Below are 20,210 nucleotides of genomic sequence, written 5' to 3' on the forward strand. Positions count from 1 at the left end.
CTCAGGCCGCCGGCGCCAGTGAGAGCAGCCGCGCGAGGACCGCCCCGCCGGCGAGGCTCAGCTCTCCCGGCAGGCGCAGCTCCCGTACCGCGGCGTCGTAGCGCTTCGCGAACGGCTGGCGCGCGACGAACGCGTCGACGGTCAGGCGCGGCTCCTCCCGCGCGGCACGCAGGTAGGCGGCGGTGAGCCGCTGCTGCGCGGCGCGCAGGTCCATGACGATGCCCGTCTGGGCGATCTTCTCCCACTTCCCCTGGGCGGGCAGGGCGCGCAGGGCGTCGCGGAGCTGGCCCAGCGCGAGCCTGTCGCCGAGGGCGAAGAACGCCGTGGCGGCCACCTCCAGCTCGGCGCCGGCGGCGCGCGCCGCCTCCACGAGCCCCATGCCGGCCGGCACGTACTCGAGCCCGGCGACGCTCGCCGCCGTCGCCTCGTCGTGGCCGGCCTTGACGTAGTGCTTGACGCTGGCGCGGAAGCGCCGCTTCTCGGCCGCCGGCAGGAAGCCCTCCAGGTCGCGGCGCAGCGCGTCCAGCGCGCCGCCGTAGGCGTCCACGACCTCGCCGAGCGGCCGCCGCGCCTGGTCGGTGGCGAGCAGCCAGCCCACGACGCCCTCGACGGCCTGCCCCATGGCGCGGAGCGCGGCGTAGGAGGCCTCGGGCGGCAGCTCCTCGTCGCGCGCCTGCAGCTCCTCGGCGAAGGCGAGCGTGTGCAGCAGCTCCATGGCCGCCAGGGCGGCGCGGACGACCTCGACGGGGGTGGCGCCGTTCTGGCGCACCGCGCGGTGCACGAACTCGACGCCGAGCAGGTCGACGACCGCGTTCGTGATCTGCGTGGCGGTGATCTCGCGCCGCAGCTGGTGCGCCGCTACCGCGTCCGGGAAGCGCTCCCGCAGGACGGCAGGGAAGTAGTCGCGCAGGTAATGGGCGAGCTGCGGGTCGTCGGGCAGGTCGGTCTCGAGCAGCCGACGGTAGAGGCCCATCTTCACGTAGGCGAGCATCACGGCCAGCTCGGGGCGCGTGAAGGTCACGCCCTCGGCGCGGCGCTCGGCGAGCTGGCGCGCGGTCGGCAGGAACTCGACGCTCCTGTCGAGGCCCGCCGACTCGACGAGGTAGTCGAGCAGCGAGCCGAACAGCTCCTGGTCGGAGGCGGACGACCTGAGCGCCAGGCTTATCGCCTGCGACTGCCTGTCGTTGTCCCGCAGGACCAGCCGGGCCACGTCGTCCTGCATCTCGGCGAGGAGGGCGTCGCGCTCCTCGCGGCTCAGGCGCCCCGCCCGCAGCAGGGGCGCGAGGCAGATCTTGATGTTCACCTCGTGGTCGGAGGTGTCCACGCCGGCCGAGTTGTGGATCGCGTCGGTGTCGATGCGCCCGCCGGCGCGCGCGTACTCGATGCGGGCCAGCTGCGTGAACCCGAGGTTCCCGCCCTCGCCGACGACCTTGCAGCGCAGCTCGCCGGCGTCGACGCGCACGGCGTCGTTCGCCGAGTCCCCGACCTCGGCGTGCCGCTCGGCTGACGCCTTCACGTACGTGCCGATGCCGCCGTTCCACAGCAGGTCGACGGGCGCGCGCAGCACGGCCCTGATCAGCTCGGGCCCGGAGAGCTCGTCGGCGTCTATGCCCAGCGCGCGCTTCATCTCGGGCGTCACGGCGATGCGCTTGGCGCCGCGCTCGAACACGCCCCCGCCGGGGCTGATCAGGCTCCTGTCGTAGTCGTCCCACGACGAGCGCGGCAGCTCGAAGAGGCGCCTCCGCTCGGCGTACGACCGCGCGGGGTCGGGGTCGGGGTCGACGAACACGTGCCTGTGGTCGAAGGCCGCGACGAGCCTGATCTTGTCGGTGTAGAGCATGCCGTTGCCGAAGACGTCGCCCGACATGTCGCCGATCCCGACGACCGTGAACTCGTCGCGGAAGACGTTCAGGCCCATCTCGGCGAAGTGGCGCTTCACGCACTCCCAGGCGCCGCGGGCCGTGATGCCCATGCCCTTGTGGTCGTAGCCGGCCGAGCCGCCCGAGGCGAACGCGTCGCCGAGCCAGAAGTCGTACTCGGCCGCGGTGGCGTTGGCGAGGTCGGAGAAGGTGGCCGTGCCCTTGTCAGCCGCGACCACGAGGTACGGGTCCGGCTCGTCGTAGACGAGCACGCCGCGAGGGTGCACGGTCTCGCCGTCGACGACGTTGTCGGTGACGTCGAGGAGCCCGCGGATGTACTCCTGGTACTGCGCCCTCACGTGCTCGCGCAGCGCGGCCGGGTCCGCCGGCGCGCGCTTGACGACGAAGCCGCCCTTCGACCCCACGGGCACGATGACGGCGTTCTTCGTCATCTGCGTCTTCATGAGGCCGAGCACCTCGGTGCGGAAGTCGTCGGGCCGGTCCGACCAGCGGATCCCGCCGCGGGCGACCTTGCCGCCGCGCAGGTGCGTGCCCTCGACCGTGGGCGAGTGCACGCCGATCTCGTAGAGGGGCCGCGGCTCCGGCATGCTGCCCACCTTGCGCGAGTCGATCTTGAAGCTGATGCGGGCGTGGCCCAGGTAGTAGTTCGTGCGGACCGTCGCCTCCATCAGGTCGAGCAGGCCCCTCAGCGCCTGGTCCCCGGCCAGCGACGCGACCGTGGAGAGCGCCCCGCGGACGGCGTCGGCCGCCTCCGCCAGGTGGGGCGCCCGCTCCCGCGGGGCCAGCGGCGCGTCGCCGCCGCCCGCGAAGGCGGGGTCGAAGCGGCGCTCGAAGTACTCGACGAGCAGCCGCGCCACGTCGGGGTGCGCCAGCAGCGTGGCGGTGACGAACGCCGGGCTGGTCACGAGGTTGAGCTGCGAGTAGTACATCTGGTACGCCCGCAGCAGCGCGACCTGCCTGATCGTGAGGCCGGCGTAGAGCACGAGCCGGTTGAGGGCGTCGTTCTCGGCCTCGCCGGAGGCCAGCGCCCGCAGCGCCGCGATGAGCCTCTCCTCGTCGCGCGCCACGTCGAGCCGCCGGCCCTCCATGTCGGTGACGCGGTAGACGTCCACGGCGCGCTCGCCGCCATCGAGCGCGACGTCGTAGGGGTTCTGGTCGACGACCCTCAGGCCCAGGTTCTCGAGCATGGGCAGCACGTCAGACAGCGCCCGCCTGCGGCCGGCCGGGTAGTAGACGAGGACCGTGGCCTCGCGGTCCTCCTCGTCGTCCACGAGGTCGAAGCCCGTCTCGCCGGGCCCGAGGCGCTCGAGGTTCGCGATGTCCTGGACGGCGCGGGCCGGCCTCACCTCGGCGTAGTAGCCCTCGTCGAAGGCGCCGCCGTAGCGGCGGGCCAGGGCGCGGCCCTCGGCCTCGCCGAACCTCTCGATCAGGCGCTCCTGCAGCTCCTCGCGCCAGCTGCGCGACAGCCGGGCCACGTTCCGCTCGAGCTCCTTGACGTCGACGTCCTCGAGCTCGACGTCGGTGGCGAAGTAGAAGTGGAACCTGGCGTGGTCCTGGTCCTCCGAGAGCGCCAGCCGGTAGTCGACGTGCGTGGCGGAGAGCGACCGCTGCAGGTACTCCTGTATGCGCTGCCTGACCTGGCTGTTGAAGCTCTCGCGGGGCATGACGACCATGGCGAGGATCCCGCGCTTCAGGGGGTCGGCCCGCAGGCGCAGACGCGCGCCGCGCTCCTCCCCCGGCGAGAGGATCGCGCGGATGTCCTTGTGGAGCTGCTCGGGGTCGGCGCCGAACAGCTCCTCGCGCGGCAGCGAGTTGAACGCCGACACGATGGCCTTGTAGTCGTGGCTGCCCGGGACCGCCTCGTCGAGCTCGAGGACCTGCCGCAGCTTGCGCCGGAGTATGGGTATCGCGTCGACGGGCGTGTTCTGCGCCTTGCTGGTGAACAGGCCCAGGAAGCGCCGCTCGCCGACGACCTCGCCGCCGTCGCCCAGCTCCTTGACGCCCACGTAGTCCATGCGCCTGGCGCGGTGGACGGTGGCCTCCGAGTTCGTCTTCGTCACGACGAGCAGCCGGCCGCCGACCACCCGCTGGCGGAGCTGCCTCGGCAACCCGGAGACGGCCACCGGCTCCCTGTAGCGGCTGTCGGCGTCGTCCGACAGGATGCCGAGGCCGGTGCCGCGCCTCACCTGCAGGTGCGGCTCGCCCCCCACGTCCTTGAGCTCGTACTCGCGGTAGCCGAGGTAGACGAAGTTCTCGTCGAGGAGCCACCTGATGAACTCGGCGTACTCCTCGAGCTCGTCCTCGAGGTCGCTGCCCACCTCGTCGGCCTTGATGCCCGCCGCCGGCTGCACGCCCGACCGGGCCAGGACGAGGAGGTAGTCGACGGCCTCCCGCGAGCGCTCCTGCATCGGCAAGTAGTCGCGGGTGGCGCGGTAGACGTCGTGCAGGACGGCCTTGACCCGGTTCCGCAGCCGCCGCAGCGCCGCGCCCTCGACGCGCTCGACGAAGAACATCTCGAACGCCTCGGGACGCCCGCCGGCGTCGCCGTCGACGTCGACGAGGCGGCCCCGCTCGTCGCGGACGACGTCGAGGATCGGGTGGAGCTGGTAGGCGAGCTCGAGCCCCTGCCTCGCGACCTCGGCCTGGACCGAGTCGACGATGAAGGGCCTGTCCGTCATCACCAGGCGGACGACCGTGAAGGGCGACTCCCAGCCGTTCGCCGCCCTCGTCGGGTTGAGCACCTCGACCTTGAACACGCCGGCGAGCTCCCGCAGGAACTCGAGACCGTCCACGGCCATCGCGTAGAGGTCGGCGCCGTCGAACTGCGCGGCGAAGCCCTCCTCCGCCTTGTCGAACAGCGCCGTCACGAAGCGCTCGAGCAGCCCCGCCTCGGCCGCCGCGTCGCCGCGGCCGATGTGCTGGCGCACGAGGTCCACCGTTGCCGCCATGCAGATCACTCCCGGGGCCGAGAGAGGCCCTCAGCGTCGTTGGGGCCACCATATCCCCGGCCCGCCGGCGGCCGCGTAGACGGCTTCTCACCCGGGAGAACGCCGGCGCGCGGGCGCTACCCGCGCCGGCGCGAGGACTATACTCGGGCGCGATGACGCTTCTCCTGGCGGCCCTCTTGGTCGCTGTCGACCAGCTCAGCAAGGCCTGGATCGCCAGGAACCTCCCGCTGAACCAGGCGGACATCCCCGTCCTCCCCGGCCTCGGCATCACCCACACGCGCAACAACGGCGCGGCCTTCGGGATCCTGCGGGACATCGACCTCACGGTCCTCGGCCTGCACATCGACGGCACCAGGCTGCTCGGCCTGCTCTCGGGCGTCGTCGCCCTCGTGCTCGTCGTCTACCTCGCCACGCACGGCCGCCGGCTCGCGGCGCTGCAGCGCGTGGCCCTCGGCCTCGTGCTCGCCGGCGCGGTCGGGAACATGATCGACCGCCTGCGCATCGGGTACGTCGTCGACTTCGTGCACCTGCGCAGCGGCGGCTTCAGCTTCCCCGTGTTCAACGTCGCCGACGCCTGCATCGTCGTGGGCGCGGCGCTGCTGCTGCTCTCCGGCCTGCGCGGACCGCGCGCCGGCGCCGGCGAAGCGGAGCCGGAGCCGAGCGGCTACGACACCTCGGAGGAGGACGAGCCCGTCACCTACGCCGCCCGCCCGGCGCCGAACCACCCCAGGACGGCCCGCGAGCGCAAGCGCCCCCTCGACGAGCTCCCCGAGCTGCCGCCGCTGCGCCGCGCTTCCGAGGCGGAGTGAGGCGGTGACTGCGGCGTCGGGATCGGCATCTACGCCAGCGTCCTCCGGGCGCTAGGGCTCCGCGACAGCGCGCCGTTCCATCCCCGGCGCGGGCGTCGAGTCACCCGGACATCGTCGACGCTAGCCCGAGCACGGCGACCTCGAGAGGGCAGTGGTGCTCTAGCGCGCTGCCGCACGGCTTACAGCCCGGTGGGCCCGCGCCGGACCAGCCACTCGACGTGCCCAGGGCGGCCGGCGGAGCGTCCGGGAGCCGCCTACCGCCTGGCGACCACGAACCTCTCGCGGCCCGCGAGGTCCTCCTCGACGCGCACGCCGCCCCAGCCGCGCAGCTCAGCGGCGAGGGCCCTCACGTTGCGCGGGTCGAGCTCCAGGGCGACGAGGGCGCCGGGGCGCAGCGCCTCCGCCAGCTGCGCCGCCAGCCGCCTGGCCACGTCGAGCCCGTCCACGCCGGCGAAGAGCGCCGCGGCCGGCTCGGCCGCGACCTCGGGCGGCACCGCGTCCCGGTCCGACGCGGGCAGGTAGGGCGGGTTCGACACCACGGCGACGGCTCGTCCGGCGGCCGCGCGCACGTCAGGGTCGGCGAGCAGGTCGGAGTGCCTCACCTCGAGAGGCAGCCCCAGCGCCTCGGCGTTCCGCCGCGCCAGCGCCAGCGCGTCCGCCGAGACGTCGGTAGCCCACACCTCCGCCCGCGGGTGCGCGCGCTTGAGCGCCAGCGCGATCGCGCCGCTGCCCGTGCCCACGTCGAGGAGCACGTCGCCCGGTCCGGGCGGGTCGTCCGCCAGCTCCGTGAGCGCCAGCTCGACGAGGCGCTCGGTCTCGGGCCGCGGCAGGAGCACGCCGGGCGCCACCGACAACGTGAGGTCGAGGAACGTCGCCTCGCCGAGCACGAGCTGCAGCGGCTCGCGCCGCTCCCGCCGTGCCAGCAGCGCCAGGAACGCGGCGCGCTGCGGCTCGGTCAGGGCGTCGCCGCGGCGAACGAGGAGCTCGGTGCGCGACAGGCCGAGGACGTGGCCGAGGACCCGCGCGGCGTCGGCGGCGGGGCTGTCCACGCCGGCGGACGCCAGGCGCTCCTCGCCGTAGGCGAGCGCCGCCCCGACGGTGTCGGCGCGGCGGCCTGCGCCTGCGCTCAAGGCGTCTCTCTCAGACGGGCTTGACGACCACGCGCCGCTCGGCGCCCTCGCCCGTCGATTCCGTGGTGACCCCGGACTCCTCCGCCAGCGCCATGTGCACGACGCGGCGCTCGGCGGCCGTCATGGGCTCGAGCTCGACGGCGACGCCGCTCTTGCGCACGCGGGCGGCCGCGGCGAGCGCGGTCTCGCGCAGCCTGGCGTCGCGGCGGCGCTTGTAGCCCCCCACGTCGATGTTCACGCGCACGGGACGCCCGCCCTCGCGGTTCACGACGGCGTTGGTCACGTACTCCAGCGCCGCCAGCGTGCGTCCGGCGCGGCCGATGATCTTGCCCGGGTCCCCGCCGTAGACCTCGATGAAGACCTCCTCGTCGGTGACGCCGTCCACCTCGACGGCGTAGGCGGGGTCGATGTTCAGCAGGAGGTTCACGAGGAACGTCTCGGCGCGCTCGGCGGGGTCGCCCTGCACGACGATCGCCGCGTCGTAGGCGGCGACGTCGAACTCCTCGAGCTCCGGCTCGGCGTCGTCGAGGCGCTCGAGGACCTCGGGGGCGGCGTCGTCCTCCCCGACGTTGATGCCGATGCCCTCGAGGTACCGGTCCAGATCGGAATCGCTCATCTAGGTGGCCTCACTTGCCGCGCTTGCCGGTCGCCAGCGCCGGTGTCGCGCCGGCCGGGGCGCTCCTGCCCCGGTAGAGCAGCCAGTACTGGAACACCTGTACCAGCATGGACACCACATAGTAGAGCAGCACGCCCGCCGGGAAGCCGAAGATGATGATGCCGAAGACCACGTTGATGATCATCGACTGCCGCATCTGCTGCGGGTTGGCCCGCGACGAGAAGTACGACATCGCGACCATGACGGCCACGTAGAGGATCGGCAGTATGAAGGTGGGGTCGGCCCGGCCGAGGTCGGGGATCCAGATGAAGCCCTCGGCGAACTCGAAGTTCACGAACACGCGCCACAGGATCAGGAACAGCGGCATCTGCACGAGGATCGGGAGGCACCCGCCGGCGGGGTTCACGCCCGCCTCGCGGTAGAGCTTCATCGTCTCCTGCGTCAGCTTCTCGCGGTCGTCCTTGTACTTCTTCTGCAGCTCCTGCAGCTTCGGCTGGAGGGCCTGCATGCCGAACATCGACTTCGTCTGCGTGCTGATCAGCGGCCAGATCACGGCCCTGAACAGCAGCGTGAGCACGATGATCGACAGGCCCCAGCTCGGCACGTAGTCGTGGATGAACTCCAGCAGACGCACCACGAGGAGCGAGAGCCGCCCGAGGATGTTCGGGTTGAAAAGGCCGGGCAGGTCGAGGTAGCCCTCCTGCGTGTAGCGCACCAGCTCGTTGGGCCCGGCGTAGAGGTCCACGGCCAGGGTGACCGCGTCCTCGTCGGCCGGCAGCGGCGCCTGCAGGACCCCGAAGTTCGGGCGCAGGAAGGCGCCCTCGAGGGTCGCGCCCTCGTCGCGCGGGAGGAGGATGATCGCCTCCTCGCGGTTGTTGTTCGACTTCTGCAGCGACACGTAGGTGACGTCGCCGAACGGCCTCTCGCCGGGGTTCATGGCGAACGTCTCGCCGTAGCCGACCTTCACGACCGGGTCGGCCACGCGCCCGATGCCCGGCGCCGCCACCTGCAGCAGCACCTCGCCCGCGCCCGTCGGGGCCTCGGCGCCGCCCGCGCCGTCGGCGCCCTCAGCGGCGGCCGCGCCCTCACCGGCGGCCGACCCGCCCGCGGGCCGCTCGGCGCCGGCCCTGGTCACGACCAGCGTGTGGGAGGCCGTCTCGCTGACGCTGCTGACGACGACCGTCCTCTCGACGAGGAGGTCGCCGGCCCGGTACGTGAAGGTGCCCGTGAGCGTGACGTCGTCGGTCTGGACCCAATCGCCGCTGACGTCCTCGGGCGGCAGGTACTCGCCGTCTACGAGCAGCGCGCCGCCGGGCGCGATGGCGTCGAACGGGATCACGTTGTTGCCCGCCGTGACGTTGTACTCGTTCTGCTCCTGGCCGCGCCTGACCTTCACGAACGCGGCGGCCAGCTCCCCGGCCGGCGTGAAGAAGAAGTCGGCGCCCTTCGTGGGCACGCGCGTCAGCTCGTCGTCCTCGAGGTGGCAGAAGAAGGAGGGCTGGGCGCTCTCGCAGGTGGCGAGCGCCTCGTCGAGGCCGCGGAAGCCGGCCGGCTCGAACGGGCCGGACTCGATGGCCTCGCGCGCCGCCGCCGGCGGGGCGACGAGGGCCAGGACGATGGCCGCCGCTAGGGCCAGCCGGGCTGGTCTCGCTGTCAACGTGCCTCCGGGCGGGCGCGGCGGACGCGGCGCGGCGCCACGAAGCCGTGGTCGACGCCGTGGCGGTGGGGCTCGCCCCGCCGACGCGGCGGCACCGGGTCGTAGCCCCCCGGGTTGAACGGGTGGCAGCGCAGCACCCGCCACGTCGCCAGGGCCAGGCCCTTGAGGACGCCGTGGGTCTCCACGGCCTGGATCGCGTACTCGCTGCAGGTGGGGTGGAAGCGGCAGCTCGGCGTGGCCTTGAGCGGCGAGAGGTAGCGCCGGTAGAGGCGCACCGGGGCGAGGACGACGTCGGCGAGCAGGCGGCTCACGCCGCGCCCCCGCGCGCCAGCGCCGTCCGCAGCGACGCCTTGAGGTCGGCGAAGGACGCCTCCGCCGCCGACGGCTTGGCGACGATCATGACGTCGAACGAGGGTCTGGAACCGCCCTCCCGCAGCAGCGCCAGGAGCGCCTCGCGCAGCCTGCGGCGGACGCGGTTGCGGACCACTGCCTTGCCGACCTTGCGGCTGACGACGATCGCGACCCTCACCTCTCCCGTACGGGTCTCGCGCACGCGCACCGTCACGTGCCTGCTGCCGGACGCCCGTCCCCTGACCAGCCGCTGGAAGTCGCGCTCCGACTTCAGCGAACGCAGCCTGGGGCCTTGCGTCAGCGATCGGAGACCGTCAGGCGCTTGCGGCCCTTCGCCCTGCGGCGGGCGAGGACGCGGCGGCCGGCTGGCGTCGCCATGCGCGCCCTGAAGCCGTGCGTCTTGGCGCGCTTGCGGCGGTTCGGCTGGTACGTGCGCTTCATATCTGCTCCTCGGACGGCCCGGCGGCAGGACCGCCTGCCTGTGAGGCGCCTCCGCTCGGTCGCTTGGCGTGCTCTTCTCCTCCCGGCGGGCGCTCGGGCGAGAGCGCTGGCGCCCGCAGGGGACCCCGCCGGCGCGGCGGCGGACGGTCAAGCCGGAGAAGCATATCACACGCACCGGCGTGTCTGCAGGTCGGGTCGCCGCCCCGCGGGGCGCCGCGCCGGCGTGGGCGTCATGCGAGACACGCGCGCGGCCGGGCGCCTGCTAGCTTCGCGCATCCGCCCCGAGGGACGGAGGAGGTGCGCATGACGGCCTCGCCGAGGATCGGCGTCTTCTACGAGCACCCTGTCTGGTTCGAGCCCCTGTTCGACGAGCTGGCCCGCCGGGGCATCGCGTTCGACAGGATCCTCGCCCACTCCCACTCGTTCGACCCCCTGGAGACGCGCCCGACGCACGACCTCATCGTCAACAGGATGAGCCCCTCGGCGTTCACGCGCGGTCACGCCAACGCGATCCCCTACACCCTCGAGTACCTCGCGCACCTCGACGCCGTCGGCGCCCAGGTGATCAACGGCCTGGCGGCCTACAGGTACGAGTTCTCGAAGGCGCGGCAGCTGCAGCTCATGGCGCGCCTCGGCGTGCGCCACCCGCGGGCCAGGGTCATCAACCACCCGTCGCAGGCCGCGGACGCGGCGGAGGGCCTCACCTTCCCCGTGCTGGTCAAGCCGAACGTCGGCGGCAGCGGCGCCGGGATCAGGCGCTTCGAGACGCCGGACGAGCTGCGCCGGGCGAGCGAGGACGGCTCGATCGACCTCGGCCTCGACCACGTCGGCATCGTCCAGGAGCACCTGCCGGCCCGCGACGCGAGCATCGTGCGCGTCGAGGTCCTGGGCGGCAGGTTCCTCTACGCCATAAGGCTGCGGCTCGAGTCGCCCACGTCGTTCAACCTCTGCCCCGCCGACTACTGCCGCCTGCCGGCCCCGGGCGAGGCCGCCGGCGCCGCTCCGGTCCGGGCCGTCGCAGCCCCTCAGGTCGCGACCGTCGTCACCGCGCCCGGCGAGGCCGCCGGCGCCGTGGGCAGCGTCGACGAGTGGGTGCCAGTCGAGGGGTACTCGCCCCCGCGCGAGGCGATCGACACGGTGCTGCGCCTGACCCGCGCGGCCCACATCGAGGTGGGCGGCGTCGAGTACCTCGTGAACGACAGGGACGGCGAGGTCTACTACTACGACGTCAACGCCCTCTCGAACTTCGTGGCGAACGCCCCCGACGTCGTCGGCTTCGACCCGTTCCCCCGGCTCGTCGACTACATCGAGCAGCGCGCGGGCCTGCGGGCCGCGGCCGCGGACTGACCCGCCCGGCGCTCAGGCCGCCAGCGCGCCGGACAGCCGCTCGGCGAGGTCCAGCAGCGCGTCGTCCGACCAGCGCGCGCCGATCAGCTGCACGCCCACGGGCAGACCGTCGTCTCCCGCCCCGGCCGGGACGCTCACGGCCGGCAGGCCCGCCAGGTTCGCGAGGCAGGTGGCGACGTCGCCGGCGTACATGGCCACGGGGTCGGCGAGCTTCTCCCCCAGGCGGTAGGCCGTGCTCACGGCCGTGGGCGTCAGCAGGGCGTCGACGCCCGCGAGCGCGGCGGCGAGGCCGGCGGCGACCAGCCCCCTGGCCCTCACGGCGCGCCCGTAGTAGGCGTCGCGGTAGCCGGCGGAGAGCGCGAACGAGCCCATCAGCACGCGGCGCTTCACCTCGGGACCGAACAGGGCGCTGCGCGTGCGGGCGCTCACCGCCGCCTGGCCCTCGGCGGGGTCGCCGACCCTGGCGCCGAACGTGGCGCCGTCGTAGCGCGACAGGTTGCTGGCGGCCTCCGCGGTCGCGATCAGGTAGTAGGCGGCCACCGCGTACTCGACCGCCGCGACGCTCACCTCCACGACCTCGAGACCGGCCTCCGCCAGCGCCGACCTGGCCCTCGCCAGGCCCTCGAGCGCGTCCCGCGACATGCCCTCGCCGGACAGCTCGCGCAGCACCGCCACCCGCCCGGTGGAGGCCGGGGCGGGGCCCGGCTCGCGGCTGGTGGGGTCCAGCTCGTCCGGGCCCCGCATCGCGTGGAAAGCCCGCCGCGCCACGCCCACGTCGCGGGCGACGATCCCCACCTGGTCGAGGGAGCTGGCGTAGGAGATGAGGCCGTAGCGCGACAGCGCGCCGTACGTCGGCTTGAAGCCCACTACGCCGCAGAACGCCGCCGGCAGCCTGACCGAGCCGCCCGTGTCGCTGCCGAGGGCCAGCGGCACTACGCCCGCGGCGACGGCGGCCGCCGACCCGCCCGACGAACCGCCGGCGACGCGTCCGGGGTCGTGGGGGTTGAGGACCGGCCCGTACGCCGAGTTCTCGTTCGTCGAGCCCATGCCGAACTCGTCGAGGTTCGTCTTGCCCACCACGACGGCCCCGGACGCCTCGAGCCGCTCGACCACGGTCGCGGTGTAGGGCGGCACGAAGCCCTCGAGCGCGCGCGACCCCGCCGTGGCGGGCAGGCCAGCGACGCAGATGTTGTCCTTCACGGCCACGGGCACGCCGGCCAGGGGCGCGTCGGGGCGGACCGCCGCGGCGGACGCCCGCGCCCGCTCCGGCGCCAGGGCCAGGAACGCGTTCGTGCGCGACTGCGACTCCGCCGCCGCCGCCAGGGACCGCTCGACCGCCTCAGACACGCGCGGCAGCATACCAGCCCCGCGCCCCGCCCCGGCACCCCGGGAGAGCCGTCCAGGACGGCATCCTGCGCGTCGTGGACGCACCGTCTCTCACGGCCGCGCTGGTATCATCGAGGGCGCATGAGCTCGGCGCTGGCACCCAGGCCCAACGGCGCGTCCGCCGCGCCGCGCGGCGAGACCGTCGTCGTGGGCGCCGGCGCCAGCGACCCCGGACGCGTGCGCAGCCTGAACCAGGACGCGTACTTCTGCGGCCGCGTCGGGCCGCACGGCTACCTCGGCGCCGTGGCGGACGGCATGGGCGGGCACATCTCCGGAGAGCTCGCCAGCCGCCGCGCCGTCGAGGTCCTCGTGGAGACGCTGCAGCGCAGCCGGGCGCACGCGCCCGTGGCGCTGGCGCGCGCGGCGCAGGCGGCGAACGTCGAGGTCTACAACCACGCTCTCGAGCACCCCGAGCACAGGGGCATGGGCACCACGCTCACCGCCGTGCTCGTCGACGACCAGGTCGGCCTCGTGGGCCACGTGGGCGACTCCCGCGCCTACCTGCTGCGCGAGGGGCAGCTCCTGCGGCTCACCGACGACCACTCCTGGGTGGCCGACCGCGTGCGGCAGGGCCTACTCTCCGAGGACGAGGCGAGCCGGCACCGCTACCGCAACGTCATCACGAACGCCATCGGCGCCACGCCGCGCTTCCGGCTCGACGTCCTCCACTTCGAGGTGCGCCGCGGCGACCGCCTGCTCCTCGTCTCGGACGGCGTGAGCATGCTGCTGCCCGAGGCGCTGATGGCGCAGGTCGTGGCCGAGAGCCCGCCCGAGGAGGCCGTGCGGCGGCTGCTGCGCGAGGCGAACGACCGCGGCAGCCCCGACAACGTCACCGCCGTCGTGCTCCAGGTGAGGGAGGTCGTGCCGCGCCACAAGCGCTACGACCTGCCTGCGAACCAGCTCGAGGTCGCGACGGTCGCGATCGGCGACACGATGTCGGGCATCAGGCAGGTGGAGGACGGCTACCCGCCGAACGGCCCGCTGGCGCGCCTGAGGCGGCACCCGTGGTACCCGTACCGCGGCTGGGTCTTGGGCTCCGCGCTGCTGTTCGTGCTCCTGGTGGTGCTGCTCGCGCTCTGAGCGCCGGCCGGCGCGCCGCGTGCGCCTCGAGCGCCGGTCCGCGGGAGCCTCGACGCTCGATGACCGGGGCCCCCGCCCCACCCCTGACACGGGCGCCGCGCCCGCCCGCACCGCCGGGCCTCCCTCCCTGCTAGGCTCCCGGCATGCGCCAGACGATCACCACGACAGGAGCGCCGGCAGCGGTGGGTCCCTACTCGCAGGCCGTCAGGGTGGGCGACCTCGTGTTCACGGCCGGCCAGGTCGCGCTGCGCCCAGACGGCAGCTTCGTCGGGGGCTCGGTCGCGGAGCAGACGGAGCAGGTCATGCGCAACCTCGCCGCCGTGCTCGAGGCGGCGGGCACGGGCTTCGAGCACGTGGTCAAGGCCACCTGCTTCCTCACCGACATGGCGAGCTTCGACGAGTTCAACCGCGTCTACGGCGCCCACTTCCCCGGCGAGCCGCCGGCGCGCACCACCGTGGCGGTGGCTGACCTGCCCCGGGGCGCCGCCGTGGAGGTGGAGCTCGTGGCGCGCGTGCCGTAGGCCGCGCGGGGCTCCCGGTCCCGATGGAGCGACCCGCCCGCGTCGTACTCGGCGTCCTGCTGCTCCTGCCCGTCGCCTGCTCCGAGGTGACGAACCCGTCCGCGAACGCCGCGGCCGAGGAGGCGTCCCTGCGGGTCGCCCTGGCGGCCGCCGAGCTGCTCATAAGCGAGTACGTCGAGGGCTCCTCGAACGACAAGGCGCTCGAGGTCTTCAACGGCACGGGCTCCGACGTCGACCTGGCGGCCGGCCGCTACGACGTGCAGGTGTTCTTCAACGGCAGCTCCGCGGCCGGGCTGACGATCCCCCTGACGGGCACCGTCGCCGCCGGCGACGTCCACGTGCTCGCCCACGCGTCCGCCGACCCGGCGATCCTCGCCGTGGCCGACCAGACGAACGGCGCCGGCTGGTTCAACGGCGACGACGCCGTGGTCCTGCGCCGGGGCGGGACCGTCATCGACGCGATCGGGCAGGTGGGGTCAGACCCTGGCTCCCAGTGGGGCGCCGTCCTCGCGAGCACCCAGGACAACACGCTGCGCCGCAAGGCCGACGTGACCGCCGGCGACGACGACCCGACCGACGCCTTCGACCCGAGCGCCGAGTGGGAGGGCTTCGCGACCGGCACCTTCGACGGGCTCGGCCGCCACGGCGACGGGGGCGACGACACGGACCCGGCCACCTGCGAGGAGCCCGCCGAGCTCACGCCCGTCAGCGCCGTCCAGGGGCCAGGCGAGGCGACGCCGCTGGGCGGGAGCGTCGTGACGATCGAGGGCGTCGTCGTGGGCGACTTCCAGGACCTCCCCGACGAGGAGGGCGACGTCTTCGGGACCGACCTCGGCGGCTTCTTCGTCCAGGAAGAAGCTGAGGACCAGGACGGCGACGCGGCCACCTCAGAGGGCGTCTACGTCTTCGGGGCCGCGGTCGACGTGGTGGTCGGCGACAGGGTGCGGGTGACCGGCCGGGCGGGCGAGTTCCACGGCCTGACCCAGCTCTCGTCCGTGTCGTCGGTCGTCGTCTGCGGCGCGGGCGTGGAGCTCCCCGCCGCCGCGTCCGTCGAGCTGCCGGTGGAGAGCCTCGACGACCTCGAGGCGCTCGAGGGCATGCGCGTGACCTTCCCGCAGGAGCTGTACGTCGCCGAGTACTTCGACTTCGACCGCTTCGGCGAGGTCGTGCTCTCCGCGCCCGTCGACGGCGGCAGGCCGCGCCAGCCGACCGCGCTGCTCGGGCCGGACGACCCGGCGATCGCGGGCCTCCGGGACCTCATCGCGCGCTCGCGCATCGTCCTCGACGACGGCCGCGGGCGCCAGAACCCCGACCCCGCCAGGCACCCGAACGGCGCGGTCTTCGACCTGGGCAACCTGTTCCGCGGCGGCGACACGCTCCAGGGCGTGACCGGCGTCCTCGACTTCGCCTTCGGCCTCTACCGCGTGCAGCCGACGCAGGGCGCCGTCCACGCCGCCGCCAACCCGCGGCCGGAAGCGCCCGACCCCGTGGGCGGCTCGGTGCGCGCGGCCGCGTTCAACGTCCTGAACTACTTCGAGGACTTCGGCTCGGTCTGCGGCCCCGACGGCGACGAGGACTGCCGCGGCGCGGACGACCCCGAGGAGTTCGAGCGTCAGCGGGCGAAGATCGTCGCCGCGCTCACCGCCTTGGACGCCGACGTGGTCGGCCTCATCGAGATCGAGAACGACCGCGACCAGGGCGCGCTGGAGGACCTCGTCGGCGCGCTCGACGCGGCCGCGGGCGCGGGGACGTACGCCTACGTCGACGCCGGTGGGCCCGTCGGCACGGACGTGATAAGGGTCGCGCTGGTCTACCGGCCGGCTGCCCTCACGCCCGTGGGGGCGCCGGCGGTGCTCGACGACCCGGCGTTCCTCGACCCCAACGACACGGGCGAGGACCGCAACCGCGCCGCGCTGGCGCAGACGTTCGAGGACGCGGCGGGCGGACGCTTCACCGTCGTCGTCGACCACCTCAAGAGCAAGGGCGACGGCTGCGGACCCGGCGACGACGACCCGGTCCAGGGCAGCTGCAGCGTCACGCGCCTGCTGGGGGCCCTCGCCCTCCTCGAGTGGCTCGGGACCGACCCTACCGGCTCAGGCGACCCCGACTTCCTGCTGCTCGGCGACCTCAACTCCTACGCCGCGGAGGACCCGATCGCGGCGCTCACCGCCGCGGGCTACGTGGACCTCCTGCGGGAGCACATCGGGGAGGGGGCGTACACGTACGTCTTCGACGGCCAGCTCGGCTACCTCGACCACGCCCTCGCCAGCGCGAGCCTCGCGCCGCAGGTGACGGGCACGACGGCCTGGCACATCAACGCCGACGAGGTCGACCTCATCGACTACGACACGACGTTCAAGCTCCCGAACCAGGACGCGCTGTACGCGCCCGACCCGTACCGCTCCTCCGACCACGACCCCGTGATCGTCGGCCTCGAGCTCAACGCCTCGCCCAGGTGCGACGCGGCGTCCCCGAGCGTCCCCGAGCTCTGGCCCGCGAACCACCGCATGGTGCTCGTCGCGGTCGGCGTGCCCGACCCGGAGGGCGACGCGGTCGCGGTGAGGGTCGCGGTGCCCCGCGGACGGGGACGCGACGGCGCGGCGGTCGACGACGGGCCGCTGTTCGACTCGACGGTTCCCTGAGGGGAGGTCGTCCGGGGCGCCCCAGGGGCGGGCCCCCTGGCTCTCGGCGTCCGGCCCGCCCTCAGTCGGCCGCCTGGGCGTCGCGCAGCTCGCCCAGGTCGCCGAGCAGGCGGTCCCGCGCCTCCTCGTCCTCCACCTGGTGGGCCAGCAGCCACGCCTCGGCCCGGTGGAACTCGGCCCTGTCGAGGTCGCCGCTCAGGGCGTGGGCGCGGGCCAGCGCCTCGTGGGCGCAGCCCAGCAGGTAGGCGGGCTCGTCCTCCGGCGGACGGGAGGGCGGCGCGTCGTCCCGCACCCCGGCAGGGACCGTGTCGGTAGCCACGGGAGGCATGTCGGCGGCGAGGGCTGTCGCGTGCTGGGCGTTGAGGTCCCTGGCCGCCTCCAGCGCGAGCCGCGCGTGCGCCAGGGCGGGCTCGGCGCGGCCCAGCAGGCAGTTCACGCGCGACAGCTGCCAGTGACCGATGGCGCGCTTGGCCACGCCGTAGTCGGGCCGCCTGGTCCAGTGCCACAGCGAGGCGTGCGCCAGCAGCAGCATCTCCTCGTCGTCCTGCGCGGTGCGCTCCGCCTTCTCCATCAGTTCCCAGCAGGCGTTGAAGCACTCCGCCGCGAAACGCTCGTGGGCGGCGGGGTCTCCGGTGGCGGACCCGTCCCGTCCTGCAGCCATGCCTCACCTCCGCAGGTGCGAGCCTAGACGGACCTCTCATGAGGCGGCTCAGAGGCTCGTCCGCCCCCAGCCGCAGGGGTCTCGGGACCGGTCCGTGGCCGCCGGCGCCTCGCTGGCCGGACCGTCCCGGAGCGGGCGGCGTGAGCGGCCTCACCTCGAGCGCCGCGGCCCGCCCTTCCCTCGCCATGCCGAGAGGCTAGCGCGCCTCAGGCGCGGCGGTAGAGGATCTCGCGCTTGACCTCTTCGATGGCCTGCGTCACGGGGATGCCGCGCGGGCAGGCCTCCGTGCAGTTGTAGGCGGTGCGGCAGCGCCACACGCCGTTGAGGTCGTTCAGCACCGCGAGCCGCTGGGCCGAGCCCCTGTCGCGCGAGTCGAAGATGAAGCGGTGCGCGTTGACTATGGCGGCGGGACCGATGTAGCGCCCGTTCGTCCAGAAGACCGGGCAGGAGGACGTGCAGGCGGCGCACAGGATGCACTTGGTGGTCGCGTCGAAGCGCTCGCGGTCCTCGGGGCTCTGCAGACGCTCCGTCGCCGGCGGCGCCTCGTCGTTGATGAAGTAGGGCAGCACCGCCCTGTAGGCGTCGAAGAACGGCTCCATGTCGACGATGAGGTCCTTGAGGACCGGCAGGCCCGGCAGCGGCTCCACCGTGATCCGCGGTCCCAGGTCCTTCACCAGCACCTTGCAGGCGAGCCGGTTGGTGCCGTTGATGAGCATGGCGTCGGAGCCGCAGATGCCGTGGGCGCACGACCGCCGGAACGACAGGCTGCCGGAGCGCTCCCACTTGATGTGATGGAGGACGTCGAGGACCCGCTCGTTCGGGTCGACGTCGAGCTGGTGCTCCTCCCAGCGGGGCCGCTTGTCGGCCTCGGGGTCGAAGCGCTTGATGCGAACCGTGATCTGCATGGTGCTCCCTAACGGCCGCGCCGTCCAGGGCGCGACCTCGCTGCTGACGCTGTCGGGTTCCGCATGACGCTCCTAGTAGACGCGGGGCTTGGGCTCGTAGCGGCCCAGCGTCACGGGCTTGTAGCTGATGCGCAGGCCGCCCTCGTCCTTGTGCACGAGGGTGTGCTTGAGCCAGTTGGCGTCGTCGCGCTCCTGGTAGTCCTCGCGGGAGTGCGCGCCCCGCGACTCCTTGCGGTTGAGGGCGGCGTGCACCAGCAGCTTGGCGTTGTCGAGCAGGAAGCCGAGCTCGAGGGCCTCCATCAGCTCGGTGTTGTAGACCCTGCCCTTGTCCTCCACGCCGATGAGCCGGTAGCGCTGCTCCAGCTCCGCGAGCTTCTCCGCCTGCGCCGTGAGCGTCTCGTGCGTGCGGAAGACCGAGGCGTTGTCCATCATCGACGCCTGCAGCTCGCTGCGGAGCTGCGATACGCGCTCCTGACGCGGGCCGTTCAGCGCCCTGTCGACCATCTCACGGGCGCGGTCCTTGACGTCCCTGGGCAGTGTGCCGAACTCGGCGGCAGCGGCGAAGGCCGCGGCGTTGCGCCCGGCGCGCCGCCCGAACACGAGGAGGTCGCCGAGGGAGTTCGTCCCCAGGCGGTTCGCGCCGTGCAGGCTGGCGCAGGCGACCTCCCCGGCGGCGTAGAGCCCGGGCAGCACGGTGTTGTCCCCGTCGAGGATCACGTTCGTGTCGATCGTCGTGGGGATGCCGCCCATGTTGTAGTGCGCGGTCGGCTGGATCGGCACGAGCTCCTTCACCGGGTCGACGCCCAGGTAGATGCGCGCGAACTCGGTGATGTCGGGCAGGCGCTCCTCGATGATGTGCGGGTCGAGGTGCGTGAGGTCGAGGTGGATGTAGTCCTTGTTCGGCCCCGCGCCGCGCCCCTCGCGGATCTCGAGGTACATCGCGCGGCTGACCATGTCGCGGGGGGCGAGGTCCTTGATCGTGGGGGCGTAGCGCTCCATGAACCGCTCGCCCTCGGCGTTGCGCAGGATCCCGCCCTCGCCGCGCGCGCCCTCGGTGAGCAGGACCCCCAGCTTGTAGAGGCCCGTGGGGTGGAACTGGTAGAACTCCGGGTCCTCGATGGGGATGCCGCGCTGGAACGCGATGCTGATGAGGTCGCCGGTGAGGGCGTGCGCGTTCGAGGTGACCTTGAACATGCGCCCGTTGCCGCCGGTCGCGATGATCACGGCCTTGGCGAGGAACGTGTGCAGCGTGCCCGTCGCCAGCTCGTAGGCGACGACGCCGCGGCAGGCCCCGCCCTCGATGATCAGGTCGAGGACGTGGAACTCGTTGAAGAACCGCACGTCGTCCTTGATCGACTGCTGGTAGAGCGTCTGCAGGATCATGTGGCCCGTGCGGTCGGCGGCGTAGCAGGCGCGCTCCACGGCGGCCTTGCCGTGGTCGCGCGTGTGCCCGCCGAACTTGCGCTGCGCGATCTTGCCGTTGGGCAGCCGGCTGAAGGGCAGGCCCATGTGCTCGAGCTCGTAGACGGCCTCGATGACCTCGTGCGCGAAGACCTCGGCCACGTCCTGGTCGGTGAGGTAGTCGCCGCCCTTGACGGTGTCGAAGGCGTGCCACTCGGGGTGGTCCTCGCTGACGTTGCCGAGCGCCGCCCCCACGCCGCCTTGCGCCGCGCCGGTGTGCGACCGGGTCGGGTAGAGCTTCGAGATGACGGCCACGGAGACCCCGGGGTGCTGCGCCGCGTAGCGCGCGGCCATCAGACCGGCCCCGCCGGCGCCCACGACGATGACGTCGAACCTGTGGAAGTCGCTCATCTACCCCTCTTCGGCCGAGGCCCC

At 73.4% G+C, this 20,210-nt stretch carries 16 protein-coding genes; 5 read left to right on the forward strand and 11 right to left on the reverse strand.

Annotated features, from left to right (window positions below; all coding sequences use genetic code 11):
* Nucleotide 1 precedes the first annotated feature (1 nt).
* Complete coding sequence (locus tag VF202_02505) at nucleotides 2-4,828, reverse strand: NAD-glutamate dehydrogenase (GenBank protein ID HEX7038965.1); 4,827 nt, start codon at nucleotides 4,826-4,828, stop codon at nucleotides 2-4.
* A gap of 152 nt (nucleotides 4,829-4,980) precedes the next feature.
* On the opposite strand from VF202_02505, the gene lspA reads away from it, so the two are divergent.
* Nucleotides 4,981-5,637: a signal peptidase II gene (gene lspA / locus VF202_02510; protein ID HEX7038966.1), complete on the forward strand. Its 657-nt coding sequence runs from the start codon at nucleotides 4,981-4,983 to the stop codon at nucleotides 5,635-5,637.
* Nucleotides 5,638-5,891: 254 nt separating this feature from the next.
* Here lspA and prmC read toward each other — a convergent pair whose 3' ends face one another.
* The 6 genes from prmC to rpmH are packed head-to-tail and all read right to left on the reverse strand — an operon-like array spanning nucleotide 5,892 to nucleotide 9,832.
* Nucleotides 5,892-6,767 carry a peptide chain release factor N(5)-glutamine methyltransferase gene (prmC, locus tag VF202_02515; GenBank protein HEX7038967.1) on the reverse strand — a complete coding sequence of 292 codons (876 nt, stop codon included), beginning with the start codon at nucleotides 6,765-6,767 and terminating at the stop codon, nucleotides 5,892-5,894.
* Between the two features lie 10 nt (nucleotides 6,768-6,777).
* Nucleotides 6,778-7,383: a R3H domain-containing nucleic acid-binding protein gene (locus VF202_02520; protein HEX7038968.1), complete on the reverse strand. Its 606-nt coding sequence runs from the start codon at nucleotides 7,381-7,383 to the stop codon at nucleotides 6,778-6,780.
* Nucleotides 7,384-7,393: 10 nt separating this feature from the next.
* Complete coding sequence (locus VF202_02525) at nucleotides 7,394-9,040, reverse strand: YidC/Oxa1 family membrane protein insertase (protein HEX7038969.1); 1,647 nt, start codon at nucleotides 9,038-9,040, stop codon at nucleotides 7,394-7,396.
* Nucleotides 9,037-9,342, reverse strand: a complete 306-nt coding sequence (gene yidD / locus VF202_02530) for a membrane protein insertion efficiency factor YidD (GenBank protein HEX7038970.1) — start codon at nucleotides 9,340-9,342, stop codon at nucleotides 9,037-9,039. Before yidD ends, VF202_02525 begins: the two co-directional genes overlap by 4 nt.
* A gap of 5 nt (nucleotides 9,343-9,347) precedes the next feature.
* Nucleotides 9,348-9,692 (reverse strand): ribonuclease P protein component, encoded by a 345-nt coding sequence (gene rnpA / locus VF202_02535; protein ID HEX7038971.1) that lies wholly within the window; start codon nucleotides 9,690-9,692, stop codon nucleotides 9,348-9,350.
* A complete protein-coding gene (gene rpmH, locus VF202_02540) occupies nucleotides 9,689-9,832 on the reverse strand; it encodes a 50S ribosomal protein L34 (protein HEX7038972.1) in 144 nt (47 codons plus the stop codon). The genes rnpA and rpmH overlap by 4 nt, the downstream gene beginning before the upstream one ends.
* A 303-nt stretch (nucleotides 9,833-10,135) precedes the next feature.
* On the opposite strand from rpmH, the gene VF202_02545 reads away from it, so the two are divergent.
* Complete coding sequence (locus VF202_02545) at nucleotides 10,136-11,179, forward strand: hypothetical protein (GenBank protein HEX7038973.1); 1,044 nt, start codon at nucleotides 10,136-10,138, stop codon at nucleotides 11,177-11,179.
* A 12-nt stretch (nucleotides 11,180-11,191) separates the two neighbouring features.
* Here the strand turns inward: VF202_02545 and gatA are convergent, their stop codons facing one another.
* Complete coding sequence (gene gatA, locus VF202_02550; GenBank protein HEX7038974.1) at nucleotides 11,192-12,526, reverse strand: Asp-tRNA(Asn)/Glu-tRNA(Gln) amidotransferase subunit GatA; 1,335 nt, start codon at nucleotides 12,524-12,526, stop codon at nucleotides 11,192-11,194.
* 120 nt (nucleotides 12,527-12,646) lie between these two features.
* On the opposite strand from gatA, the gene VF202_02555 reads away from it, so the two are divergent.
* The 3 genes from VF202_02555 (at nucleotide 12,647) to VF202_02565 (ending at nucleotide 16,808) form a co-directional block, all read left to right on the forward strand.
* Nucleotides 12,647-13,645 carry a PP2C family serine/threonine-protein phosphatase gene (locus VF202_02555; protein ID HEX7038975.1) on the forward strand — a complete coding sequence of 333 codons (999 nt, stop codon included), beginning with the start codon at nucleotides 12,647-12,649 and terminating at the stop codon, nucleotides 13,643-13,645.
* A gap of 143 nt (nucleotides 13,646-13,788) precedes the next feature.
* Nucleotides 13,789-14,166 carry a Rid family detoxifying hydrolase gene (locus VF202_02560; protein HEX7038976.1) on the forward strand — a complete coding sequence of 126 codons (378 nt, stop codon included), beginning with the start codon at nucleotides 13,789-13,791 and terminating at the stop codon, nucleotides 14,164-14,166.
* 23 nt (nucleotides 14,167-14,189) lie between these two features.
* On the forward strand, nucleotides 14,190-16,808 hold the full coding sequence (locus VF202_02565) for an ExeM/NucH family extracellular endonuclease (protein HEX7038977.1): 2,619 nt from the start codon (nucleotides 14,190-14,192) through the stop codon (nucleotides 16,806-16,808).
* Between the two features lie 61 nt (nucleotides 16,809-16,869).
* On the opposite strand, the gene VF202_02570 is transcribed toward VF202_02565, so the two are convergent.
* The 3 genes from VF202_02570 to sdhA form a co-directional block, all read right to left on the reverse strand.
* Nucleotides 16,870-17,469, reverse strand: a complete 600-nt coding sequence (locus VF202_02570; protein HEX7038978.1) for a hypothetical protein — start codon at nucleotides 17,467-17,469, stop codon at nucleotides 16,870-16,872.
* Nucleotides 17,470-17,675: 206 nt separating this feature from the next.
* Nucleotides 17,676-18,374 carry a succinate dehydrogenase iron-sulfur subunit gene (locus tag VF202_02575; protein ID HEX7038979.1) on the reverse strand — a complete coding sequence of 233 codons (699 nt, stop codon included), beginning with the start codon at nucleotides 18,372-18,374 and terminating at the stop codon, nucleotides 17,676-17,678.
* 72 nt (nucleotides 18,375-18,446) lie between these two features.
* Entirely contained in the window at nucleotides 18,447-20,186 is a 1,740-nt protein-coding gene (gene sdhA, locus VF202_02580; GenBank protein HEX7038980.1) for a succinate dehydrogenase flavoprotein subunit, read from the reverse strand.
* Nucleotides 20,187-20,210 lie beyond the last annotated feature (24 nt).

Source organism: Trueperaceae bacterium, from assembly GCA_036381035.1.
Taxonomy (GTDB): Bacteria; Deinococcota; Deinococci; order Deinococcales; family Trueperaceae; genus DASRWD01.